The 24827-nt window shown below is 42.5% G+C and carries 16 protein-coding genes and 1 pseudogene; 13 read left to right on the forward strand and 4 right to left on the reverse strand.

Going from position 1 to position 24827, the window contains the following annotated elements; translation table 11 throughout:
• Window positions 1-475 precede the first annotated feature (475 nt).
• On the reverse strand, window positions 476-3949 hold the full coding sequence (locus P5674_RS15720) for a glycosyltransferase (RefSeq protein ID WP_315670087.1): 3474 nt from the start codon (window positions 3947-3949) through the stop codon (window positions 476-478).
• 110 nt (window positions 3950-4059) lie between these two features.
• Between P5674_RS15720 and P5674_RS15725 the strand changes: the two genes are divergently transcribed.
• The 10 genes and pseudogenes from P5674_RS15725 (at window position 4060) to P5674_RS15770 (ending at window position 18593) form a co-directional block, all read left to right on the forward strand.
• The gene (locus tag P5674_RS15725; RefSeq protein ID WP_006619067.1) at window positions 4060-4299 is read left to right on the forward strand and encodes a hypothetical protein; all 240 of its coding nucleotides are present in this window, start codon (window positions 4060-4062) and stop codon (window positions 4297-4299) included.
• A 117-nt stretch (window positions 4300-4416) separates the two neighbouring features.
• Window positions 4417-6213 (forward strand): tetratricopeptide repeat protein, encoded by a 1797-nt coding sequence (locus P5674_RS15730; protein ID WP_315670088.1) that lies wholly within the window; start codon window positions 4417-4419, stop codon window positions 6211-6213.
• A 77-nt stretch (window positions 6214-6290) separates the two neighbouring features.
• Complete coding sequence (locus tag P5674_RS15735; protein ID WP_006619065.1) at window positions 6291-8942, forward strand: tetratricopeptide repeat protein; 2652 nt, start codon at window positions 6291-6293, stop codon at window positions 8940-8942.
• Between the two features lie 27 nt (window positions 8943-8969).
• On the forward strand, window positions 8970-11000 hold the full coding sequence (locus tag P5674_RS15740; RefSeq protein ID WP_286171655.1) for a tetratricopeptide repeat protein: 2031 nt from the start codon (window positions 8970-8972) through the stop codon (window positions 10998-11000).
• Between the two features lie 21 nt (window positions 11001-11021).
• On the forward strand, window positions 11022-11804 hold the full coding sequence (locus P5674_RS15745) for a tetratricopeptide repeat protein (RefSeq protein WP_014275042.1): 783 nt from the start codon (window positions 11022-11024) through the stop codon (window positions 11802-11804).
• Between the two features lie 12 nt (window positions 11805-11816).
• Window positions 11817-11969: pseudogene (locus tag P5674_RS15750) on the forward strand (tetratricopeptide repeat protein); the annotation flags it as partial.
• Between the two features lie 93 nt (window positions 11970-12062).
• The gene (locus tag P5674_RS15755) at window positions 12063-12845 is read left to right on the forward strand and encodes a sulfotransferase domain-containing protein (protein ID WP_286133311.1); all 783 of its coding nucleotides are present in this window, start codon (window positions 12063-12065) and stop codon (window positions 12843-12845) included.
• A 110-nt stretch (window positions 12846-12955) separates the two neighbouring features.
• The gene (locus P5674_RS15760) at window positions 12956-15103 is read left to right on the forward strand and encodes a tetratricopeptide repeat protein (protein WP_315670089.1); all 2148 of its coding nucleotides are present in this window, start codon (window positions 12956-12958) and stop codon (window positions 15101-15103) included.
• 63 nt (window positions 15104-15166) lie between these two features.
• The gene (locus P5674_RS15765) at window positions 15167-17272 is read left to right on the forward strand and encodes a DNA-binding protein (protein WP_315670090.1); all 2106 of its coding nucleotides are present in this window, start codon (window positions 15167-15169) and stop codon (window positions 17270-17272) included.
• Between the two features lie 88 nt (window positions 17273-17360).
• Window positions 17361-18593, forward strand: coding sequence for a glycosyltransferase family 4 protein (locus tag P5674_RS15770; protein WP_315670091.1), 1233 nt, complete (start codon window positions 17361-17363; stop codon window positions 18591-18593).
• Window positions 18594-18630: 37 nt separating this feature from the next.
• Here P5674_RS15770 and P5674_RS15775 read toward each other — a convergent pair whose 3' ends face one another.
• The gene (locus P5674_RS15775; protein WP_008049189.1) at window positions 18631-19467 is read right to left on the reverse strand and encodes a RusA family crossover junction endodeoxyribonuclease; all 837 of its coding nucleotides are present in this window, start codon (window positions 19465-19467) and stop codon (window positions 18631-18633) included.
• Between the two features lie 224 nt (window positions 19468-19691).
• Window positions 19692-21509, reverse strand: a complete 1818-nt coding sequence (locus P5674_RS15780; RefSeq protein ID WP_315670092.1) for a mechanosensitive ion channel family protein — start codon at window positions 21507-21509, stop codon at window positions 19692-19694.
• A 394-nt stretch (window positions 21510-21903) separates the two neighbouring features.
• Here P5674_RS15780 and purB point away from each other — a divergent pair, with 394 nt between their 5' ends.
• Complete coding sequence (gene purB, locus P5674_RS15785; protein ID WP_006619058.1) at window positions 21904-23199, forward strand: adenylosuccinate lyase; 1296 nt, start codon at window positions 21904-21906, stop codon at window positions 23197-23199.
• A gap of 121 nt (window positions 23200-23320) precedes the next feature.
• Window positions 23321-24019 (forward strand): M15 family metallopeptidase, encoded by a 699-nt coding sequence (locus tag P5674_RS15790; RefSeq protein ID WP_006619057.1) that lies wholly within the window; start codon window positions 23321-23323, stop codon window positions 24017-24019.
• Window positions 24020-24059: 40 nt separating this feature from the next.
• Here P5674_RS15790 and P5674_RS15795 read toward each other — a convergent pair whose 3' ends face one another.
• Window positions 24060-24281, reverse strand: a complete 222-nt coding sequence (locus P5674_RS15795) for a hypothetical protein (protein WP_006668133.1) — start codon at window positions 24279-24281, stop codon at window positions 24060-24062.
• A 300-nt stretch (window positions 24282-24581) separates the two neighbouring features.
• Between P5674_RS15795 and P5674_RS15800 the strand changes: the two genes are divergently transcribed.
• Window positions 24582-24827, forward strand: a 246-nt coding sequence (locus P5674_RS15800; protein ID WP_315670093.1) for an IS630 transposase-related protein, incomplete at its 3' end; no start/stop codon positions are given.

The following is a 24827-nucleotide window of genomic DNA, read 5'->3' on the forward strand; positions in this document are numbered from 1 at the left end:
CCGCATTCGCCATTGCACGTGAGCAGTTTGATTCTCTCGATGATGCCATGGATTCTGTTCTCAAGGCTGCGTCCTAACCGTATTGACTAGTGCTATATCACCCTGGTAGGGTGCGTCAGAGGGATAACATATCGGGTTAACGGCTAATTTGGTTCATCTGACGCACCACCCATATCGTGGTCAAGAAACCCAGTTTCTCAGGGAAAACGGTGGGGCGGGTTTATCAAAACCTGGGTGGGGAATTGATAATTGACGGCAAAACCCGCCCCTACAATTAATAATTAATAATTAATAATTATCACCCTGGTAGGGTGCGTCAGAGGGATAACATATCGGGTTAACGGCTAATTTGGTTCATCTGACGCACCACCCATATCGTGGTCAAGAAACCCAGTTTCTCAGGGAAAACGGTGGGGCGGGTTTATCAAAACCTGGGTGGGGAATTGATAATTGACGGCAAAACCCGCCCCTACAATTAATAATTATTCATTATCAATTTAGCAAAGGAAAGCGCATCTAAGCGATCGCCTTTTAAAGAGGATAACCGCACGAAATCATTAACCCAGTCTAGGATAGTTTGAGTCGTGAATTGGAAAGAAGAATATTTGAGAGACCGTTGGAGATGTTCAACCGCTGCGGCTGTATCTCCGGTGGTGTAGGCGTGCCATGCTTGCCACGTTTGCGACCGATAGCGAAGCCTTTGGCTGACGTTTTGTACCCCTTTTATCACCTCCTCACCCTGAGCAAATTCATCGCTTATGGGAGCTGATATAGCTTGCTGAAAGATGTTTATAGTTTCCCTAAGCATCCGTTCTTCCCGAAATAGTTGTTGGGCCCTCAGTTTGCTGGCCTGTCCCATAGCTTGTCGCAGTTGAGGATTAACGGCCCATTCTTCGAGAGTGTGGGCGAGTTCCCGCGCCGTGGCGGCTGGGTCAACATTGGGGTTAGGTAATAGCTTACCGGTTCCCCCTAAACCTTCAGGAATGCCACCGGCGGCGGAAGCGACAATAGGTAAACCCTTAGCCATAGCTTCCATAACGGCGAAGGAGGGGGCGGCTTCTGAATAGGAGGTTAACACAAAGATATCACAGGTATCTAGCCAGTCGGGAACATCCCAGCGTTGACCCAGGAAAATCACCTTTTCGGCTACCCCTAGCTGTTGTGCCATTTCCCTAAGTTCGGGTTCCACATCACGATCGCTACCTTTTCCGGTTCCCGCCCATACCAGATATAGTTTTGACCAAATCGGGGAATTTTTCAAGTGGGCGATCGCTTCTAGTTGATGACGGTGGCCTTTAATTGGGGCGAGTCTGGCTGAGGTAAAACACATTACTGCATTTTCGGGAATGCCAATTTCCTGGCGCAACCGTTTTCGCACTTCTGGGTTAGGGGGGTTAAAGTATTTTGGCGATCGGCCATAATAAACCACATTGCCTTTATTTTCAGGTAATTTAAAATCCTGATGGAGAATGTTTAAATGTTCCCGCGCCGCCACATTGACCACCCGCGCCAAACCATATTGATAGCGCACAGCTTCTCGATATGGGATATCATCACCCATGGAAAAATCGGCGTGTTCACTTATGACTAAACCTAGGGCGATCGCATAGGGAATTTTTTGTTCAATAGCCACCTGTTTAGCCGCAAAATGGGAATAGGGCCAGCCGTCACTAAAGATAATAAAATCCGGTTTCAGTTGAGAATACAATGTTTCGTAATCTTGGCAATTTCTCAACACTCTAGCCAAATCCGAACTGGTACTATAATCTAGCCAAAACTGTTGCACTCCGAAACTCCCTTCTTGTTCCACTAAAGGGCTAGTATGTTTCGGTCTAACTGCTGTGACTTGATAACCAATTTTCGCCAATTCACACATAATCAGATGATCATATTGTGCCAGTCCGCCAATACCAGGATCATCTGTATTAATTAAAATAATGTGTTGATTCATTAAAACCGATGTTGATAAATTTAACTGTGATTTTTGGCGGAATCTTGAACCCCCGATAAAGACTGTATAAATCTCCTGCCATTCGGGACTCTTAATTAGTTGCTCAATCAATAACTTTTCCCCATACTCTTGGGAGATATTCTGAAAGGCATTTGTCCAGTGTAGTAAAGTCTCTACCGAGGAAGCATCACTATATTCCAAGGACTTCTGTAAACATTCTACCATGAATTTAGGGTAGCCATCTCGATACATTCTCCATGCTAACCATATCCAGCGCTCATAGCGTTCTTTTCTTTCCAGTTTACGGATAGATATGGGTAATTCTGGGCGGCGGAAAAACTCATTCATTAAGGCTTCCGTATTGCGGATGACTTTTTCCCCTCCAGACATCAAATTACAATCATGTTGGCGGTAGCAGGCGTGCATTTTTTTCAGCCAAACGGTGCGACAACCCATTAAAGATAACCGCAGGACAAAATCTAGGTCTTCTGTGGGGGGATGACGATGATCAAATCCTCCCACCTTTTCCCACCATTCCCGCCGCATAATTAAGGCGCTAGGACGGACACATTTATATAAAACCCAGGTTTCTAAGTTCAAGACTGGTGCATTTTCCCAGGGTCTAACTTGGGCTAGGAATTGAGAATTTTGGTCAACCACAATCCAGCCACTTTGGATTAAATCAATGGAGGGATTTTCCTGGAAGTGGGTAACTTGTTCGGCGAGTTTTTCGGGCAAAAAAAAGTCATCACTATCTAAAAACGCGAGAAATTCTCCCCGCGCTAAACTACAGCCATAATTTCTGGCTTTGGCAGCTCCCTGGTTGGTTTGATAGTGATAGGAAATTACGTCTAAATAGGGTTCGAGAACCTGCCGGGTGTTGTCGGTGGAACCGTCATCAATTACGATAATTTCATAGTCTGTATAGGTTTGTTCTAGGGCGCTTCGGACACACAGTTCAATATAGCGATCGCAATTATAAGCGGGAATAATTACACTAACTTTAGGGGTAGTTTTGGGGAGGGTTTCATTGAGGAGTTGTTGCCATTCTGGTTGTTGTCTAAAGCTGTGGGTATCCATTAATTCACCGAAGCCACTATAGTAGCCGATGAAGCGCTTAACCCAGATCGAGAGGGTGATGGGGTGGCCGTAGGGAGTATAGGAAAGCGATCGCCTGAGAAATTCTGCCATTTTGGTCTGATGACCAGTATAATAAAATCGCCAAGCCATCCAGGTTAATGATTCATAACGGGTCTGCCTCTCTAGTTGGCGGATAGAGTCGTCCAGGTCTGGTTGTTGGAAAAAGTTTTCTAGGATGGCATTAAAAGCCTCTAACTGTTTGGTAGGATCAGAAACGGACATGGCGCGATCGTGTTGGCGGTAGCCCACGGTTATCTGTTTTAACCAGGTGGCTTTGCATCCCATTTTGGCTAGTCGCAGCACAAAGTCTACATCGTCGGCACCGTCAAACCGCGAGTTAAAGCCTCCCGCCTTTTCCCACCATTCTCGCCGGAACATCATCGCACTGGGTAAAATGGGGGTATCAGTCAACCAGCTTTTTAGGGTGAGACTGGGGGTATTATGCCACGGTTCAATATTTGATTGGGGTGTACCGTCGGCACTAATGATTTGCCAACCACTGTTGACCAGTCCTACCCCAGGGTGAGAGTCGAAGCAGGCGACCTGGGCGGTCAATTTGTCCGGGAGGAAAATATCATCATGGTCTAATAGGGCGATTAATTCTCCCTTAGCGGCTGCTATACCGATATTTCTGGCTGCTGCGATGCCACCATTAGTTTGGGATATACTGTGAATACGTGACCCGTAGGATTGGAGAATTTCTGGGGTGCTGTCGGTAGAGCCGTCATCGACTACAATGATTTCATAGTCCTGATAACTCTGGCTGAAAATGCTGTTGATGGTTTCAGCAATGTAGCGATCGGCATTGTAAGCGGGAATGATGACACTGACTCTGGGTTGGCGAGTAGTTGCTGACATGATTGGTCCTTGGTCAAAAAAACAGAAGTTGATGGTCTCTAAGGGATTGGGGTATTGTTACACTCAGATTAACTTAATCTCAGTATCGCCAAAATTGAGGAAATAATAGCATGGGCAAAAGAACATACATTAAAGACAAAAAATTGCTCAATACTACCCTGAAAAAGGATATTAAGTGGACTCCTACTAAAATCATTCTTGCGGCTTTGGGATTTCTGATTCCTTATGGGGGTTTTGTATATTATAGTACATCAATTTCTCTGATTTTTGCGGGGTTATTGATAGCAGGTCCTGTCATGGCTGGGGCTCTTTATGGTTTCATATATTTTGTGAACCGGGATCTATTCTAAGTACCTCATAATTTAGGTGTTTAGAGTCAATGCTGGTGGGTGAGAATGGCCTATACAACTAAGGCATAAAGTTGGTCGAGTTTGGTTGAGCAATTAGTTATTTTTGAAAATGAGTTTATGTCTGTACCTAACCCGGAAGCAGAGGCTTTAAGTTTACACGAAAAGGCAGAAAACTATTTAGATCAGGGAAAGCTGGAGAAGGCGATCGCTTTTTACCAAAAGGCGATCCAGCTAAACCCTGATTTCTCCTGGTCTCACCATAAATTAGGGGATGCTTTCTCTCAACTGGAAAGGTGGGAGGATGCTAGGTCGGCTTACCAAAAGGCGATCGCTCTGAATTCGGACTTTTTTTGGTCTTATAATAATTTGGGCAATACTCTGATTAAACAGGGTCATTGGTCGGCAGCTATTCAAGTATATCAACAGGCAATTTCTATTGAGCCTCATTTTCCCTGGTGTTATTATAACTTGGGTAATGCTTACAGTTATATCGGTGAATGGGAAAAGTCTATTGATGCCTATTTAACAGCTTGTCAACTTGATGAAAATTTGCCCGATATTGATGAAAAGTTAGGTAATGCTTTGGCGGGATACTGTCAGGGATATCTTGATAATGTCATCGAAAACTTAACTATTTTGCCATCCTTTCAAAATATCACAATTTATCAAAAGTTAGCCGATAATTTAGCCCGCAAAGATTATTGGTTAGGAGCAATTATATTATATCAAAAAGTTTTGGCTATTGACCCAGAAAATCAAGATATTTTACCAAAACTCAATCAGACTTGGGAACGTCAACGGGAACTTGAACATCAGGTAAATATTCAAAATCAGATTGTTAAACAGCATCCTGATAGTTATGATGTCTATTACAGCTTAGGAAATGCTTTATTTCAGGTGGGAAAATGGCATCAGGCGATTGAGGCTTATTTACGGTCTATGGAATTAAAGCCGAATTTACCTCCTTGGTTATATAAGGATTTGTGGATATTGCTTAAAGCTGAAGGACGCTTAGGGGAGGTGGTGGATTTATATAAAAAAGCCATTGTTAAAAATCCCAAATCCTATGAATTGTATATTAATTTAGGAGAAGTTTTCGCCCAACAGGGAAACCTAGAAGCAGCCATTAATTGTAACTGTCAAGCCACAAATATTAAGTTTAATCAGGAGTTAATTAACCCTGGAGTTCCGCCTAAATTTATGATTATTGGCACTCAAAAAGGTGGGACTACTTCCTTATATTATTATCTCGAAAAGCATCCACAAACTGCCTTATCTGTCATCAAAGAAATTGAGTTTTGGTCTCGGAAGTTTGACCGAGGCTTGGACTGGTATTTGAGCCATTTTTGTACTATGCCGAAAGCTAATCGGGTTATGACTGGGGAAGCCACACCTAGTTATTTGGACTGTCAGCCTGTAGCAGAACGTCTGTTTAATTTTTACCCTGATATAAGGTTAATTGTGCTGTTAAGAAATCCCATAGATAGGGCTATTTCTCATTACTATCATTGGGTTAATATTGGTTGGGAGTCGCGAGATTTATCAACAGCGATCGCCTCAGAAATAAACCGCTTTAAACAAGGTAATCGTCAGATTTGGGACTGTCCCCATAGTTATTTGGCGCGTGGTATATATGTTGAATTTTTAAAACATTGGTTATCTATCTTCCCCAAAGATAATTTTCTCATTCTCCAAAGCGAGGATTTATATAATAGTCCAGCCGCCACTTTAACGAGAGTACATCAGTTTTTGGGTTTAACAGATTATTCATTAAAAACATATCCAAAATACAACTCTCGATTTTATCCTGATGTGACTGAACTATGGCGCTATAAGTTGGGAGAATTTTACGAACCTTACAATCAAGCCTTAGAGGATTTATTAGAGGTAAAATTTGGCTGGAATAGCGGTTAATGACTGAGTTTTAACCAATGTAAATAATTGGCAAGATTAGTATATAATTATAGTGAGTCTAGGGGTGAGTGAATAATATGGAGCGTGATTTTCAACTTCCGGGGGAATTAGTGAGTCTTCATCAACAGGCGATCGCCTATTTAGAAGAAGGAAAATTTGATGAGGCGATCGCAAAATGTCAACAAGTGATTCAACAGCAGCCGGAATGGGTTATGGCTTATAAAACTTTGGGGTTGGCTTTACAAAAAAGTAACCGCCTAGAAGCCGCTGAAAATGCCTATAAAAAAGCTATCAATCTTGACCCTAATTTGGTGGCTGCTTATGGAAATCTTGGCAGTCTTTACGCGCAACAGGGAAGGTGGGAAGAAGCGGAAACCACCTTAAAGCAAGCCATCAATATTGACCCTAATTTTCGGGGAGTATATCGCAATTTGGCGAGGGTTTTAACCCAGAGAGGACGACCAGAAGAAGCTCAAATTTACTGGAAACGGGGACTGCAATTAGATGGCATTTTAAAACAGCGAGGACAGGAGGAATTACAGATAGGAAATACCTTGGCTGAAGCCGGTAAATGGTCGGAGGCGGTGTCAGCATTTCAAAAGGCGATCGCTTACCATCCTCAGTTATTTTTAGCCCACCATAAATTGGGGTTAGGTCTGATGCAATTAAATCAGCCAGCCGAGGCGGTGTCGGCTTTTGAGAAGGCGATCGCTATCCAACCGGATTTTAGTTGGTCTCATCACCATTTAGGAGAGGCTTTTCAGGCGTTAAATCAACCAGCTTTGGCGGTGTCGGCTTTTCGGAAAGCGATCGCTATCAACCCAGATTTTTGTTGGTCTTATTATCAATTAGCCAAAGCTGCCACCCAACTCCAGCAGTGGGAAGATGTAGCAGATGCTTACCCAAAAGCCATTCAATTAAAGTCAGACTTTCTGGAGTTTTATTTAGGCTTATCTAAGGCATTATTTGAGTTAAATCGCTGGGAAGATTTGGTGAAATTATACCCATTAATTTTATCACAACAGCCTGATTTTATCAAACACTATTATTCCCTGGCAGAAACTTTAATTGAGCAGGAATGTTGGGATGCTGCTTTAGTCATTTATGAGACCATCATTGAACACAACCCAAGTTTTTTAGAATCTCCCAATAATCGAGTTAATTGGGGTAAGATTTTAGTCAACCAAAATCGTTATGAACAGGCAATATATCAGTATCAAATTCTGGTTAATCAAAATCCTGATTCCCAATGGTTTTATGGATCTTTAGCAGATGCTTGTTATCAAAATCAAGACTGGTTAAAAGCCTTAGAAAATTATCAAAAAGCCATATCTATAAATAGTAATCATGACTGGTTTTATAATGGCTTGGGGAATTGCTTACAAAAATTGGGTGATTTGGACCAAGCCATTGAGGCTTATAGAAATGCTATTAACATCAAAAATTGTACTTGGTATTATGAAGAAATTATTAATGTCTTCATGTCTCAGCAAAAGTGGGAAGAAGCCCTAAAAGTCTGTTTTGAATCACTGAAAAATGACCCCAATCATTATCAAGCATACACCCAAATTAAGCTCAATTTAAAACACTTAGGAAGACATGAAGATGCTCACAGATGCAATCATTTACAATTACCTCATGATCTGCTTTCTAAATTCTGTAATTTACCAAGTCCAGAAAAGTGGTTAATCAATAGTAAAAATTGTAGTCATGTTCAAACTATCGAGATATATCCATCTACTTCTGTTAATTTTAAACAGCCAACTACAGTTTCTAATAATCTTTTGGGTTTCACAAGTCATCGAACCCAGCAACCAGCCAGTTCCGTGAAAATATTGCCACAAGCTAGAGGCTTAAATACTGGTTTTTTACACACAATAATAACCGCCAATAATCAGGTTGTTAAAGATTTATCTTCCGACAACTCAGGAATTGCTTTAGCTGCTCATAATTTACCAGAGACCATACACTTAAAAGGAAATATTGCTTTTGTATCTGCTTATTGTGGACAAAACTATTTTCATTGGATGGTTGAGGTAATACCTAGGTTGCATCTGGTGTTAGCCAGCGGACTCCCCATTGATAAAATTGTGGTTAATAAGTTTGGTCACAAATATGAGGATGAAACTTTAGCTATGTTTGACATTCCCGAAAACCAAAAAATGTTTGGCTGTTTTCGTCACGTTGAAGCTGATATTTTGATGGTTCCCTCTCGCACTTTATCAACACCCAAATGGGCTTGTGATTTTCTCAAAGATTTAGTTTTAAAACATCCATTACTGGAAGAGGATAATCGATGCAATTACTCTAGTAAAATTTATATTAGTAGAGCTAATGCTTATATTCGCCAAGTTATCAATGAACAGGAGTTGATGGATATCCTGAAACCATTAGGTTTTCAAGTGGTCTATCTTGAAAATATGTCCGTGAAAGAACAAGCATTGTGTTTACATCATGCGGAAGTGGTAATTTCTCCTCATGGTGCTGGGTTAACTAACTTAGTTTTCTGTGAACCTGGAACTAAAGTAATTGAGTTATTTCCTCCCGGAGCCTCATTTCCCTGTTACTGGACTATGAGCGAAATTTGTGAATTAGATTATTATTACTTAGTGGGCGAATTCAATCCAGAATTTCCCAAGGAAATAGATGATGAGATGGATAGAAATCAAAATTTTTATATAGATATCAACAGTTTATTAAAAACCATGGAAATTGCTGATATAATTTAATGAGTTGTTTGAGTGTAAAAATTGCGGATGAGTTTATCAATGAATGCCCAAAACTATGCTTTTATACACCATAACCAAGCCATTGATCATCTCAAAGAAGGCAAATTAGAGGAAGCGATCGCCTGCTGTAATTTAGCCTTAGAAATGCAGCCTGATTGGGCAGATACCTATAAAATATTGGGACTGGCTTACCAGAAACAAGGCGAGTTTGAGCCTGCCTTAATTGCCTATACAAAAGCATTAGAAATTAAACCAGATTTTGGTGAAGTTTACGGGAATTTGGGCAGTTTATATGCCGAACATAAATTATGGGAAGATGCTGTACAAGCCTATGATGTGGCTTTGCGTCTTAATCCTGATTTGGTGGGGTTATATCGTAACCTGGCTCAATTATTAATTATGTTTGGAAAATATGAAGATGCTATCAGTTATTGTCAGCAAGCGATCGCCAAACAACCTGACTCATTTAAAGCCTATTATTTATTAGGAAATGCGCTCAGTAATTTAGAAAAATGGTCAGCAGCAGAAGCAGCTTATCAGCGTGGTGTTGAACTTAACCCTCAATGCGATCGCATTCATGTAGACCTAGGAAATATGTTGGCTCAACAGGGAAATTGGCAACCAGCGATCGCCGCCTATAAAAAAGCCATTGAAATTAACCCCCAAAACGAACTCGCCTACCATAAATTAGGAAATGCTTGGTTTCGCTTACAGGAACCAGAAAAAGCGATTTCTGTTTATCAAAAAGCCATGCAAATCAACCCTAACACCCCTTGGTCTCATCTCCCATTAGGGCGATCTTTGTTGGAGGTTGGTAAAGTTAAAGAAGCGATCGCTATTTGTCTTCGAGCCATTGAATTAAACCCCAACTCCTACTGGGCTCATGAAAACTTGGGGGATGCTTTAAGTCAAAACGGATGTTTTTCGGAAGCCATTCCTATATATTTACAAGCCTTACAAAAAGTTCCCGAAGACAAGCCAGGAGTTAGTAATAGTTTATATCGTCAATTGGGTTATGCTATGCGGGAACAGAGTCAAGCAGACGTAGATAAGGCTAGTCAGTGGTTGTCGGAAATGATTAGTCATCCACCGGATCACAATTGGCAAAAGTTAGGCTTTAGTCAACTGTACCCGGAACCCTATTTAAATTTGGGAGAAATGTTAGCTAAAAATTATCAGTTTGAAGGAGCGATCGCCTTTCATAAACTCGCCTGTGAATGTCAACCTAAGAATGCTGAAATCCTGGAAAAATATCAGAATATCTGTCAACAATACCAGGAGTTTGAGGAAAAAATTAGCTCCCTAAAACGCGCCACCCAGGAAGACTCTAACTCTCCTCAACCTTATACAGAACTTGGTAATTTATTATCTGAACGTAACCGCCTAGACGAAGCTGCTAGTTATCACAGCACCGCCTTAAAACTGCGGGGATGGTATTTGAGCGAACAACGCAATTATCGATTTACCCGAGACTGGTTTAGTAGTAATATCCCCACCTGGGAAAAACATTTACATCATCTGGCGGGTATTCCCGGCTTTCAAGCCTTAGAAGTTGGTAGTTTTCAGGGGATGTCAGCCTGTTGGCTTCTTGATTATGTGCTGACTCATCCGACGGCACAAATTACTTGTATTGACCCCTATTTTCAACCGGAATTTAATAGCAATATTGCTAAAACTAATGCTGGCGATCGCGTGATTAAAATAGTCGGATATTCTCAAAATATTCTCAATTCTCTGGCGGCTAATTACTATGACTTAATCTATATTGATGGTTGTCATTTGGCGACGGTAGCTTTCCGAGATGCTTTGCTATCATGGCGACTGTTAAAGGTGGGAGGAATGGCGATTTTTGATGATTATAATGTCTCGGAAGAAGATAACGAAGAACAAGAAGCGAAACGGGGAATTAATCTATTTTTAGAAAAGGTTAAAGACTGGGTAGATATTGTATATGAAGGGTATCAATTATTTTTAGTGAAAACTGGAGATGGCTTCCAGCCTGGTGAATTGGAAATTTTGTTATCAGAAATTGCCGGACCTAATCAATCCTACTATTAATTATTACCATCAGGATTATTTATGACTCTACCTCCTAAATTTTTGGCATTGCAGCTTCACCAGCAAGCTATTATATACATTAATAATAGGGACTGGGATGCGGCTATCAAAGCTGCTGAACAAGCCTTAAAACTGTACCCGGATTTAGCGATCGCCTGTAAAACTTTGGGGATAGCTTGGCAATGTAAAGGAGAGTTAGCTGAGGCGGAAAAATGGTATAAACAAGCCTTGAAAATTCAACCACATTTTGCGGAAGTTTACTCAAATTTAGGCAGTTTATATGCGAAACAAAGCCAGTGGGAACCTGCTATTATAGCCTATCAAACTGCGTTAAAAATTAATCCTAATTTAGCCGGAGCTTATCGGAATTTAGCCAAGGTATGGACTGAGTTAGAGGATACGGATAATTTTATTAAATGTCAATATAAAGCTCTGAAATTAGAACCGGAAAAAGGCAGTGCAGATGATTATATAAAGTTAGGAAATTTGTTGCTAAAGTCGCGCCAATTTACTAAGGCGATCGCCTGTTATCGACAAGCCATTAAATTATATCCTGATACCTCTGAAGCCTATCATAACTTAGGGGAAGTTTTGAAGGCATTAAAAAGACCGAAACAGGCAATTTTGTATTATCAAAAGGCTCTGGAAGTTAATCACCAGTCAACTATGACTTATCGTAGCTTAGAAAAAATCTTAATTCAGCATCATCAATGGGAGGAAGTTATTAAAGTTTATTGTCAACATTTAACCGTAGATTATAACTGCTTTGAAACCTATCGCAGTTTGGGTAAAATTTTACTGTAAGAAGGTCGGACTCAAGATGCTATGAATGCCTTTCTTAAAGCCATAGAAATTAAACCTGATTTTGCTTGGTCTTATTGGAACTTGTGGAATATTTTAGCTGAATATGAACAGCTAGACCAAGCCAGGGAAATTTTAGTAGCAGCCATTGACCGTTTTCCCGATTCTGAACAAGTTAAATTGAATTTGGGGGAACTTCTCAGCTATCAAAAAAAATTCCAGGAAGCTATGGTAGCATATCGGGATGCTGCTGTTCAAAAAATGCGGCGATCGCATCCTGAAATCGTGGCTAAATCAGCAGATAAATCCTCTCCTCTCCCGCCCAATTTTATCATTATTGGCACTCAAAAAGGTGGCACTACATCTCTGTATCGTTACTTAGAAGAACATCCTCAAATGGTAGGTTTTATTAAGAAAGAAACTCATTTTTGGAATCAACATTGTGACCGAGGTTTAGACTGGTATATATCCCACTTTCCCCCCAGTATTTTCGATACTAATATCATCACCGGGGAAGCCACGCCGAATTATTTAGAATCCCCGAAAGTTCCTGAGCGTATATTTGAGGAATTTCCTAGTATTAAATTAATTGTATTACTTCGTAATCCCATCACGAGAGCCTTATCTCAATATCATCATTGGGTGAGATTAATGCGGGAATATAGACCATTAGAAATCGTGATAGAATCGGAGTTAAACCTAATCAAAAGTAACTTAGAATCGGAGAGTAAGCTAATTCAATATCCCGGATATATTTGGCGAGGATTATATCTACCATTTCTGGAAAAATGGATGTCGATTTTCCCCAGGGAACAGTTTTTAATTATCCGCAGTGAAGATTTTTATCAAAATCCCTCCCAAGTTTTTAATCAGGTTTTGGATTTTTTAGGCTTACCTAGCTATGAACTCTCTAATTATTGTTCCTATAACTCAGGACGTTATCCCCAAATTGAACCTTCAGTTTATAGCCAACTCCGAGATTATTTTTATCCTCATAATCAAAGATTACAGGATTTTTTAAATTTACAGTTTGATTGGGATTAAATTAATGATTGGTCAAGGGTTGACATTTGGCGAATTTTATGATATGTATATGAGTTGTAAGGAGATGTTAGAAAAGCATCCTGGAAGTTTCCCAAAAATTGAAAGTAATAATGCCATTCTCGGAAGAAATCATAGCATTACAGCTATATCAGCAAGCTAACACATATCTAGCGAAACAGCAATTTTCAGAGGCGATCGCTTCCTGTAAAACTGCCTTAGAATACCATCCTAACTTAGCTCCAGCATACAAAATTATCGGCACTGTTGAACAGCTACAGGGGGAGTTTGATCAGGCGGAAGCCTCCTATAAAAAAGCCTTAGAAATCGAGCCAGATTTTGCAGAAGTTTACGCTAATCTTGGCAGTCTTTTTGCTCAACAAAATGAGTGGCAATCAGCCATTAGTTTCTATGAAAAAGCTATCGAAATTAAGCCAGATTTTGGCGGTGCTTATCGCAACTTAGCCAAAGTATTTGGACAAATAAATCAACCCAATAAAGCTAATTACTGTTTATTAAAAGCCATCGATATTGAGCCTCAAAATATTAAACTTACTGAATATATTGAGGTTGCCCAAACCCTTGATAATCAGGGAAAATTTACCCAAGCGATCGCCCTTTATACAAAGGCGATGGAAATTTACCCAAATGTGGCAGAAATCCACTATAATTTAGGGGAAACTTTCGTCAATTGTCAACAATGGAAATCAGCCATAACCGCCTATAAACAGGCTCTGGAAATGAACCCAGATTTGTATTATGTTTATAGTCGTTTGGGGGATGTTTTCACAGAACAGCAAAACTACCAGGAAGCGATCGCCGCCTATCAACAATGTGTTAAACTGAAGCCAGACATAGATTGGATACATTTTAAGCTGGGGGAAATCTGCAAAAAACAAGGAGATATAAAACAAGCGATCGCCGCCTATCAAAAAGGCATAACCCTCCAACCACAATTAACATGGCCTTACTTAAAATTATTGGAACTTTTAAACCAACTGGAATCATGGCAGGAAATTTTCAGTAACTATCAGGAACTCCTAAATAACCATCCTGATAAATCGGCAATAATTTACCAAAAACTAGCCGAGGTAGCCGTGAGATTCAATAAGTGGAATCAGGCGATTAAAAATTACCAAAAAGCCATAGAAATCGACCTAGAATGCTTCGATGCTTGTCTGCAATTAGCCCAAATATTTCTGCGTCAAGGACAACCTATCAAAGCTATAGAAGCCTATATCAAAGCCGTTAATATTCGACCTTATTTTTATTGGTCATATTGGAATCTGTGGAATTTATTAGCCGAACACAATCAACTTGATGTCGTCATTGATATCTATCGCCAGAAACTCCAAGATTTTGGCGATTTTCATATAGTTTCTATGAACCTAGGAGAGGCTTTAAGTCGTCAAGGAGATATCCAAGAAGCCATCAGCCATTATCGAAATGCCAGCCATAAAAAACTGTTAAAAAATCGACCAGAAATTGCTAGTCAATATTGGGATAATAACCATCCCATGCACCCGAATTTTTTAATTATTGGCACTCAAAAAGGCGGCACAACTTCCCTGTACAACTATTTAAGTAAACATCCGCAAGTATTACCCTGCATCAAAAAAGAAGTTTACTTTTGGACTATGCTGTTTTATAGAGGCTTAGACTGGTATCTTTCCCATTTTCCCCACCTGGCGACCTCAGCCAAATTTATCACTGGAGAAGCGACTCCTCACTATTTAGAAACCCTGGAAGTTCCCCAGCGGGTCTGGGAAGTATTTCCGTCCATGAAACTGATTGTGTTGTTAAGAAATCCGATAATCAGGAGTTTTTCACATTATTATCATTGGCAGAGATTAATGTGGGAAAAGAGGTCTTGGCAAGAAGCCTTTGCCTCGGAGTTAGAAATCATGTCTAACCTAGACGATATCGACTTTTTCAATGCTCCCGCCTTACAAGGGCAAAAGAAATATCTAGCCAGAGGAATATATATCGATTTTCTGGAAAATTGGATGTCAGTATTTCCCCGGGAACAGTTTTTAATTATTCGTAGTGAGGACTTTTACGAACATCCCCAAGCCATTTTAAATCAAGTCTTAGAATTTTTAGAACTCCCGCCGCACCAACTCCATAAATATCACCCTTTCAACGCTGGAGAATATGAAGTCGATCGCCAAGATGCCGTTTTCCAGCAACTCCAGGAATTTTTCCGACCCCATAATCAGAAACTAGAGGAATTTTTAGGACGACAATTAAATTGGCATTGATGATGGTCCGAAAGCGCTATCCTTGAGGATAATATCAGCCCTACCCCAAATTTCCTAAGCATAATGCGGTTGCAGCGCCAGTTTAATGGAAAAATCATCACCCTCGACACCAGAAACCCCATTGGGAGTGGTGGTGAGGGTCGCATCTACGTTGTTGCCAACGACCCCACCCTAGTAGCCAAAATCTACCATAACCCGACAGACGAAGACGCAGACAAACTAACCCTAATGTACAACGCCCCCCCTGCCAATTTAGCTGTAATGCCGGGGATGACCTTAATCGCTTGGCCAATAGACCTGTTGCGAACTCTCGATAACCGGCCCCACATTGTCGGGTATTTAATGCCGCGCGTCACCGCCGCCGCACCGATCCACACATTCTACACCCCCAAAACCCGCCGGGAACAGAAACCCCTATTTAACTATCTCTACCTACACCGTACCGCACGCAACCTAGCAGCCGCCTTTAACGACATTCACAGCGGAGGCTATGTAGTAGGAGATGTCAACGAATCCAATATTCTAGTCAGCGATACCGCTATTGTCACCCTAGTAGATACAGACTCGTTTCAAGTGTGCGACCCCTATACTAAGCTGACCTTTCGCTGTCCGGTAGGAAAAGCGGAATTTACCCCCCCAGAATTGCAACATCAGACTTTCCGAGATATCGATCGCACCCCAGAACACGATCGCTTTGGTTTAGCCGTGCTGATATTTCAACTACTAATGGAAGGAACACACCCCTTTTCAGGAGTATATCAAGGCAGTGGCGACCCCCCAGCCATAGAAGCGCGCATCAAAGCCGGTCATTTCGTCTATGGGAAAAAACCAGTCCCCTACCAACCGATGCCCTTAGCCCCCACCTTCAAAACCCTTCACCCCAGCCTACAGGAGCTATTTATCCGCTGCTTCGATGGCGGCTACCGCTACCCGGAAAAACGCCCCACAGCCATAGATTGGACACAAGCCCTCAAACAAGCAGAATCGGACCTAACCACCTGTGCCAAGAATCGACAACACCGATACAGTAACCATCTAAAATCCTGTCCCTGGTGCGATCGCACCCGCCAACTAGGAGGACGCGATCCCTTCCCCTCCCGAGAAGCCGTGCGTTCCGGTGAACACCTAGAACCACTAAAAATCAAAAAGCGCCATCGTCTCACCCTCAACTCTCGAGTTACCCGTCCCCAACAACCATCGCGAGTCATCACCCCCACCACCAAAAGCCCCAGACGAGTTCTCAAACGTCCCCAACCTCCCGCCATTATCAGATCACCGCGCACCTGGTTAGCCATTTGGCATATTACCGAAGGCGCAATAGTTGGCGGTGTTTGGGGAGTTACCTGTTTATCAGCGATAGTGGCTATAATTTTTGCCCTCTTTGGACCCACCAGCGGCATACTGGGAGCCATGATCGTCGGTAGCATTTGGGGCTGTTTTTTCGGTGCCACCGCCGGGTTATTCATACCCGAACCCATTACCGGACCCAGCAAAATCCCGGTAATCATTGGGGGTCTATGTGGAACCTTCATCGCCGCCGCCATAGCTGGAGTCATTTTTGGGGCTTTAGAACAAGATGCCCTCATTGGTCAGGCGATTCTGTGGGGGGCGTTTATGGGTATGGTGTGGGGTACCATCTGGAACCTATTTAAACCCCCTCTATCGGTTCCCAAAGGCCGTGTACATGGTAAAAATGGTATGGTTCTAGGTGCTATATGGGGAGCATTTTTGGGTACAGCGATCGGTAGTGTTTTAGGGGCGATCGCTGTGGTCGCCATGGAAATAGACCAGCCTGGTAACTCCACCCCAGAAATTATCTCCCGCCTCTTTGTCACGGCCATTGTCGCGGCCGGAATTGGTGCCTTGGGGGGGATTCTATCTGGTGCCACTTTTGGCAGCATTGGCGGCGCACCACCCCTCCCCACTGCTATACGATTAGCTGGACGACGGGGAGCCTGGGTCGGTATGGTTTGGGGTAATTTCCTGGGAGTAATTACTGGCGCTTTTTTAGGGGCGATCGCATCTACCCTATTTCCTCAATTGCTGCAAACCAACCCCTCAGACAACAGCACCCCCCTATTATTAGGAGCCATTATCGTTTCTGCCGGCATTGGTTCAGCCTGGGGCATATTTTCCGGCATGATTTGGGGAGGACTCGGTAAATTTTGAACTCAAATTGTACCCAGTACAGATGCCAACTGTCAAAACTCCGTGATAAAGTCATCCCCAAACACCACCATTATACAAACATATCTGAATGCACATTGCTTGGCTTGGAAAAAAATCACCATTTTGCGGTAACGTCACTTACTCCCGGGAAGTAACCAATATGCTGCTTGACCGGGGATATCAGGTTAGCTTTATCCATTTTGCCCAAGAAACCACCCACCCCGAACGTCGAGAACAATGGTCGCTAGAAAATGGGCACTGGAAAATTCAAGCCCAAGATTTCCAGTTTAATAGCGATTCTTTCGGTGACACTCAGAGGACCAAAGAAGTGCCACTTCCCTGCCTCTATAAGTCTCAGATCTACACCATACCTACCCTCAAATCTAGTAAGGTACTGATGCGGTCTCTGCAAGCATTAAAGCCTGATCTGGTTCATGCCTCCCTAACCCTGTCTCCCCTTGATTTCCTCCTCCCAGAAATTTGCGAAGAATTAAATTTACCCTTAGTAGCCACCTTTCACCCCCCTTTCGATCGCAAACTCCGCAACCTCACTTCTGGGACTCAGCATCTGATGTACCAGATTTATGCTCCCTTCCTGGCTAATTATGACCGGGTAATTGTCTTCTCTCAAATTCAGAAAGATTTACTCGTTAAACTCGGAGTTACCTCGCCCCAAGTCGCCATCATTCCTAATGGCGTGGATGTACAAAAATATTCCCCCGGACCCTCCCACCTGAAATCTCAACTTCAAAGCGATCGGATTTTCGTCTATCAAGGACGCATCGCCACCGAAAAAAATGTCGAAGCCATGTTAAAAGGCTGGAAAAAAGCCCGCATGGGTGAAAACTGCCGCCTATTATTAGTAGGAGATGGACCCTTAGCCCCTTATCTGCAAGGCTTGTATGGCTTAGAAGACGGCATAATTTGGGCAGGTTTTATCGGCGATGAAGATAAGCGCATCGAAATTTTACGCGGCTCCGATGTGTTTATTTTACCCTCCTTAGTCGAAGGACTATCCTTATCTCTACTGGAAGCTATGGCCTGTGGTGTCGCCTGCATAGCCACCGATGCTGGTGCTGATGGTGAAGTCTTAGAAAATGGCGCGGGTGTCGTCTTAAAAACCCAAGGCGTTAGCAGTCAACTACAAACCTTATTACCTGTGTTTAGAGACCACCCTGAAATGGCAACTGTTTTAGGTAAAAAAGCCCGAAATAGAGTCCTAGAAAAATATACTTTAGATGAGAATATCACCCATATAGAAAGGTTATATATTGACGTAGTACAAGATGCTAAAATAGCGGTTAAACTGCATTTAAATTAGTCAAAAGTTATCTATATAATTAACCGCTAATTAACTGTTAATAACTAAGAGGTTCAATGTCTATCCATACTCCAGTTTTAGGGATATCTGGAAAAAACTCTACCCTCAGTTTAGGTAAACAACTCAAGCGGTCATCCATCAAAACCCCCGCCCCTTGCAACGTCAAAGCATCTAAACAAGCACCAGCCAAATTATCAATATCAGAATTGGTCCGATGATTACCAAACAAACGGATAGTCACCGCCGCCCGTCTGAGGGGAAATTTATTTGTTAAATTCCGTTCTGATATCTGGCGATACAATTCAACTTCCGCCCGGTTCCGCCACTCCCGATATCGAGGAGGTAAATAAGTCCCATTACTGGTAACCCGGGGACGCGCCTTCGGAACTACAGCACCCTCAATTACAAAGCTAATCAATTCCGTCTTGGGCGGTATTTCCTCCTCTGGGGGAACCGGGGTAAATTCTACATCAATAGGGGTATCATAGTCCTTGACCTCCTCTATGGGGGGTTCTACTTCCTCTATGGGGGGTTCTACTTCCTTCTGGGCTTCTGATTCCAAAGGTTTGGGTTGTGGTGCATATTCCCCAATACAAGCCGCCTCGATGCCTATTTCCACCCCCAGAAATCCTGGCCAAGTGCGAGCAATCTGCATATAAGTGTCAGCACTTTGGGCAGAAATATCAATCGACTCTAGCCAACCTTCCCAGTCAGTCGAGGTCAATTTGGTTTGTGCTTGTAGCAATAAAACTCCCGCATGGTAAGCCGGAACTAACGCCGTCTGGGGACTTCCTAGACACCGCTGATGTTCGTAGCTAATGGCACGCGCCAGATTTTCTAATTCAGAAATTTTCGGTTTCAGTTCAGTTAACACAATAATCTCAAGTCCACCTCATTAGTTATCAATTTTCCTCTACTAGGGGGTTCTCAGTACCCCATCCCCAGGTCAGTATCAGTAGTTTAACGGATTCACGCTACAGCTACCACGCCGAGCATTTCCTACCCCATATAAATAACAGGCTGTTTGGGAACTGTTAGTTCTAATCTAGCCTCCTGCATCTTACTTCAGTAGGAGAATTGGGGGTCATAAGGTCAGTGTCAATTGACAGAAGAGGAAAACTCACCGCCATGATTACCATTTTGGTCTAATAAATGATGATAGCCTTGATGCCACAAAGTTTGCTGAGGAATGCCAATTTTAATCCCTTCACGGTCGAAGGCTTCTTTGACCCGACACCGAAACTCTCGACCGACTTCCCACTGTTTCACAGGTTGAGTAGTAATCCAAATGCGGACCAATATTCCCCGATGACTCACGGCATCAACCCCCAAAACTTGGGGTAATTCTAAAATCAAATTCCGCCAATGGGGTTCCTGTAGCATTTCTTCTCCGACTTGTTTCATAACCTCCATGGCTTTGCGGATATCGGAATCATAGGCTACCTCAATAGTAAAATTAACTCGCGACCAATTTTTGGTCATATTTTCTACAATGGAAATACTGCCATTAGGAATGGTGATTAAATTGCCATCAAGATTGCGAATTTGGGTGATATAAAGATTTATATACTCGACCAAACCACTTTTATCTTCTACGGCAATTACATCACCGACGGCATATTGGTCACTCCACAAAATTAAACAGCCATTTAAGACATCTTTAATGGTACTCTGAAAGATGTAAGTTAAGGCAAAACCAATGACACCGACCCCGGTTAATATTTCATTCATCTGAATATTAAAAACTGAACTGAGAATGGTATTAAGGGTCAACAAAATGCCAACAAAGTAACTGGTAAATGATGCCAAACCTTTCAGGGCTGCCATATATGTGATTTGTCGTGACAGAAATCTTTGCTGCGAATTGGGATATTTAAACAGAGATTGGTTAACCCATTCTTGCAAGGAATATTCAATAGACAAATGGCTGATTTTAATGGAGGCAATGACAATGAGATAATAAACCAATAAAGAGAGGGGAACTCCCCCTAGGGCTACACCTATGGCGCGGGTGGCTGGATAGTAATATAAAAGATAGGCTAATCCCCCTAACCAAATAAAAATTTGTCCCCACTGAGTTACCTGCCGGAGGAATTGAATAACTTGCTTTTTTTGATTAGGAGAAAGATTGGGTAAACGACTCCAAATCTGATTAAATCCAAATTTAAACCGGGATTTAGGTATGATTTTAGGGTCAGAGTTGGGGTCAGCTTCAATAATATCTGTGGCGGTTTGAGATAAATTTTGGATGCGTTGATTTTCTCGGTCAATGATTTTCTGGACTTGCCATAATATCCAGCTACTCAGGATGATTATCCCCAAAAATAGGAGGGTAAAGGGAAGTTTGCGATTCCAGAAATACTGTTGAAAGGCGCGGCGTTCTGAGATGGAACGGTACAATTCTTGATAGATGGTATCTCGCCACTGTTTAGCGATCGCTTTTTTAGATTGTCCTTGATGAAGGGAGTCAAAATCAGTAATTGTGATGATCACCTGATCCTGTATTTGCGGTTGTTCAGGAGCATACACGACAGTTTCATCATTGCGGATACCCACTTCAATTCCGAGGGTGTCGGGATTTTCTACCGCCGCCACAATGGACATCAAAATTTTTTCAATGCGTTGAACTCTCTGCTGAACGTCAAAATCTTGAGGATGATCTGGGGAGATAGTCGGTTGAGAAGTGACTTCAAGGATGCTGCGATTATCGAGTCTAACCGGGGCACAAAATAAGTTAGCACAGGCTCTAGCTCGAATCCGAGGGTTACTGACTCTCGTGATATCCTGAAATGTGGGAAGGGGTGGCAATTGTGCGATCGCTGCAGTTCCCCAAGGGGCGAACATCCCCACGGCTAATAAACCGATCGCAAACCATTTAATTACTCGATGAAACCTATAAAATTTTCCTTTCATCATATAGCCGATAGCACCTCAAGAGAGTCAGGACAAGACAAAACTCTGATATTATAGCGCTTGCTAATTTTATGTTAAGCCCCTAAGCTGACAACAGGCTGAAAGGAATATCTCAAAAGGCATAGCTGATTAGTGGTCCTGGGGGTGGGCTGGCTGGTGATCTGGGGGTCTCCCAAATGCACCCATGATACATCCCCAGATTGATCGGTGTTGACAGACCGGGAATCTAGTAATCTTAGGCACGGTGGTATGTCAAAATGAAATATTGGTCGAGGAGCTGTGATTTTGCGATCGTCGGGTGTTCAAACTTCCCGATTAAGCCAAAACCCGCTAAACCCTAGCCAGTAGAGAATTTTAGACACTAGCCTTAAAAATCAACAGAGTTCTGACAATCCCAATGATTGAACGCTATACCTTACCCGAAATGGGTTCGCTGTGGACAGACAACTATAAGCTAAAAACGTGGCTACAGGTGGAAATTGCCGCCTGTGAAGCCCAAGCCGAACTCGGCTATATTCCAGAGTCAGCCGTGGAGGAAATTAAAGCCAAAGCCAATTTTGACCTAGCGCGCGTCCTAGAAATTGAAGCCCAAGTGCGCCATGATGTGATTGCCTTTCTCACCAATGTTAACGAATATGTTGGGGATGCTGGACGCTACATTCACCTAGGGTTAACGAGTTCCGACGTTTTAGACACAGCCCTAGCTTTGCAACTGGTAGCTAGTACGGATTTACTTCTCGAACAGGTAGAGACCCTAGCCCAAGCCATTCGCTATCAGGCGCAACAGCATCGAAATACCGTGATGATTGGTCGATCGCATGGTATTCACGCCGAACCCATCACCTTTGGCTTCAAACTAGCCGGATGGTTAGCCGAAGTCTGTCGCAACCGGGAACGTCTCATACGTCTGCGACAACAAATCGCTGTAGGTAAGATTTCCGGGGCGGTGGGAACCTATGCTAATGTTGATCCGAGGGTAGAGGCGATCGCCTGTCAAAAACTGGGACTGCAACCCGACACCGCCTCAACTCAGGTAATTTCCCGAGATATTCATGCTGAATATGTGCAAACCCTCGCCTTGCTGGCTGCTTCCATTGAGAGATTTGCCGTAGAAATCCGCAACCTGCAACGTACAGACGTTTTAGAAGTAGAGGAATTTTTCGCACGGGGTCAAAAAGGCTCATCTGCTATGCCTCACAAACGCAACCCTATCCGTAGCGAACGCCTCACCGGACTAGCCCGCATTGTGCGTGGTCATGCGATCGCCGCCTTAGAAAATGTGGCCCTCTGGCATGAACGGGATATTTCCCATAGTTCTGTCGAACGCATGATTTTACCCGATGCCTCCATTATTACCCATTTCATGTTAGTAGAAATCACAGATTTGGTGAAAAATCTTCTGGTTTATCCTGACAACATGAAGCGGAATATGAACCTCTATGGTGGCGTAGTCTTCAGCCAGCGCGTCTTACTTACCCTAGTCGAAAAAGGCATGAGTCGGGAGGAGGCTTATCGCATTGTTCAATCCTGCGCTCATCAGGCTTGGAATACTCCTGACGGGGATTTTCATAAATTAATTAGCCAAGACTCTGCCATCCAGTCTTACCTATCCCCAGAAGAAATTGAATCCTGTTTTCGGGCTGAACATCACCTGAAACATTTAGATGAAATCTATCAAAGATTAAGCATCTAAGTCCTCTGGCTCAGGGAATTTACTCTTAGTATCCATATCAATACTTAGTTAATAATTCCCTGATTGCAGATTAAATTGATCTACATTTAACCCCCTAACATCTTGATAAAAGGCAGGTAATATGGTCAGAAAAATCCCGTTAATTATCATTACATTTTTCCTGGTATTTTGGTCATCTAACTTGTGGGCAGAACCAGCTTACAGCCAGCCTTTAATCGCCCAAACACCTCCCCCTAATCTAATTACAGATTATAGTCAAGTTTCATCAGCTAATCGACTGGTAGATATTCAATCTGTCAATCGCAATATTCGCTTAGATATTCGCTATGCAACCGCCAATAATTTTTTAAACCGAACCCTTTACCCGGTGCCTCGATGTCTCCTGCGTCTCCCTTTCGCCCAAAGACTTTCGGAGGTACAAAAAGACCTAGAAACCATGGGATTAGGGTTAATGGTTTATGATTGTTATCGCCCTTGGTCTGTGACCTGGCAAATGTGGCAAATTCTCCCAGATTCCCGTTATGTAGGTAATCCGGCGCGGGGTTCCCGTCACAATCGCGGCGCGGCGGTTGATTTGACTCTAGTAGATTTGAGAACTGGTCAACCTCTGGAAATGCCTACAGATTACGATGATTTTACCGAGAAAGCCTGGAGAGATTACACAGGCAATGAACCCCAAGTCCGTCGCAATAGCAACTTATTAGAGTTGAAAATGAAACAATATGGCTTTGAACCATTAATGACTGAATGGTGGCATTTTGATGCTCAAGGCTGGGAAAGGTATGGTTTACTTAATGTCAGTCTTGACCGAGTACCTTAAAAGTAAAAATACCCCTGATAGTTCAGGGGTATTTTGTCCATTACCGGGAAGTGAGACTATCAGGAATGTGGAGTTTATATAGTTTTAATAGACCCAAAACAATTAAGATTTGTAGGCTCCAGTGTGCAAAGGCGAAACCCCATATAAAACAAACAATTCCGGTTAATCCTGCCAAAACAAAGGGAATATCTTCGGATGTTTGCATATACACCAAAAGAGAGCCAAATGTTAATATAAGTAGTGCTAGATACACTGATGGCATAATTTCTACCTCCAGGGGGATGCAGGGTTTGGGCTACAACATCAAGCCTAATGGGAAAATATGAAGATCCCGTGAATAACGCCAAACTCTTTACAGAGCTTTACCTGGCTGCGATGGTAGAGTTCCCTAGCATCGGGTCAGCGACCGGACTATTTCTATCCTACATTCAAACTTTCAACAGTAAAAAGCCCCGCTTGACCAACAAATCAGCGGGGCTTTTTCCCAATAACACATCTATAGCACCAGACAGGAAAGTTAGGACGTATAATGGAGAGGACGAGATGACTAAGAAGACCAAAAATGCCAGCCCCCTATAGTTACAACCTCAGACAAAAAGTTATTAATGCAATTGAACTAGACGGTATGCCCAAAACAGAAGCCAGTCAAGTTTTCCATGTCAGCCGGAACACCATTAATCTCTGGCTGCAAAGAAAAGCACAGACCGGAGACTTCCTCCCTAAACCTAATCACCGACCTGGCAATAACCACAAAATTACCGACTGGCATAAATTCAAGGCTTTTGCCCAAGAGCATGGCGACAAAACC

This window comes from Limnospira sp. PMC 289.06 (assembly GCF_032350395.1).
In the GTDB taxonomy this organism is placed as follows: domain Bacteria; phylum Cyanobacteriota; class Cyanobacteriia; order Cyanobacteriales; family Microcoleaceae; genus Limnospira; species Limnospira platensis.

What these genes read in the sequence shown, in the direction of transcription:
- P5674_RS15720 (WP_315670087.1), bottom strand. Translation starts at nt 3,949, where the DNA reads ATGTCAGCAACTACTCGCCAACCCAGAGTCAGTGTCATCATTCCCGCT.
- P5674_RS15725 (WP_006619067.1), top strand. Translation starts at nt 4,060, where the DNA reads ATGGGCAAAAGAACATACATTAAAGACAAAAAATTGCTCAATACTACC.
- P5674_RS15730 (WP_315670088.1), top strand. Translation starts at nt 4,417, where the DNA reads ATGTCTGTACCTAACCCGGAAGCAGAGGCTTTAAGTTTACACGAAAAG.
- P5674_RS15735 (WP_006619065.1), top strand. Translation starts at nt 6,291, where the DNA reads ATGGAGCGTGATTTTCAACTTCCGGGGGAATTAGTGAGTCTTCATCAA.
- P5674_RS15740 (WP_286171655.1), top strand. Translation starts at nt 8,970, where the DNA reads ATGAGTTTATCAATGAATGCCCAAAACTATGCTTTTATACACCATAAC.
- P5674_RS15745 (WP_014275042.1), top strand. Translation starts at nt 11,022, where the DNA reads ATGACTCTACCTCCTAAATTTTTGGCATTGCAGCTTCACCAGCAAGCT.
- P5674_RS15755 (WP_286133311.1), top strand. Translation starts at nt 12,063, where the DNA reads ATGCGGCGATCGCATCCTGAAATCGTGGCTAAATCAGCAGATAAATCC.
- P5674_RS15760 (WP_315670089.1), top strand. Translation starts at nt 12,956, where the DNA reads ATGCCATTCTCGGAAGAAATCATAGCATTACAGCTATATCAGCAAGCT.
- P5674_RS15765 (WP_315670090.1), top strand. Translation starts at nt 15,167, where the DNA reads ATGCGGTTGCAGCGCCAGTTTAATGGAAAAATCATCACCCTCGACACC.
- P5674_RS15770 (WP_315670091.1), top strand. Translation starts at nt 17,361, where the DNA reads ATGCACATTGCTTGGCTTGGAAAAAAATCACCATTTTGCGGTAACGTC.
- P5674_RS15780 (WP_315670092.1), bottom strand. Translation starts at nt 21,509, where the DNA reads ATGATGAAAGGAAAATTTTATAGGTTTCATCGAGTAATTAAATGGTTT.
- purB (WP_006619058.1), top strand. Translation starts at nt 21,904, where the DNA reads ATGATTGAACGCTATACCTTACCCGAAATGGGTTCGCTGTGGACAGAC.
- P5674_RS15790 (WP_006619057.1), top strand. Translation starts at nt 23,321, where the DNA reads ATGGTCAGAAAAATCCCGTTAATTATCATTACATTTTTCCTGGTATTT.
- P5674_RS15795 (WP_006668133.1), bottom strand. Translation starts at nt 24,281, where the DNA reads ATGCCATCAGTGTATCTAGCACTACTTATATTAACATTTGGCTCTCTT.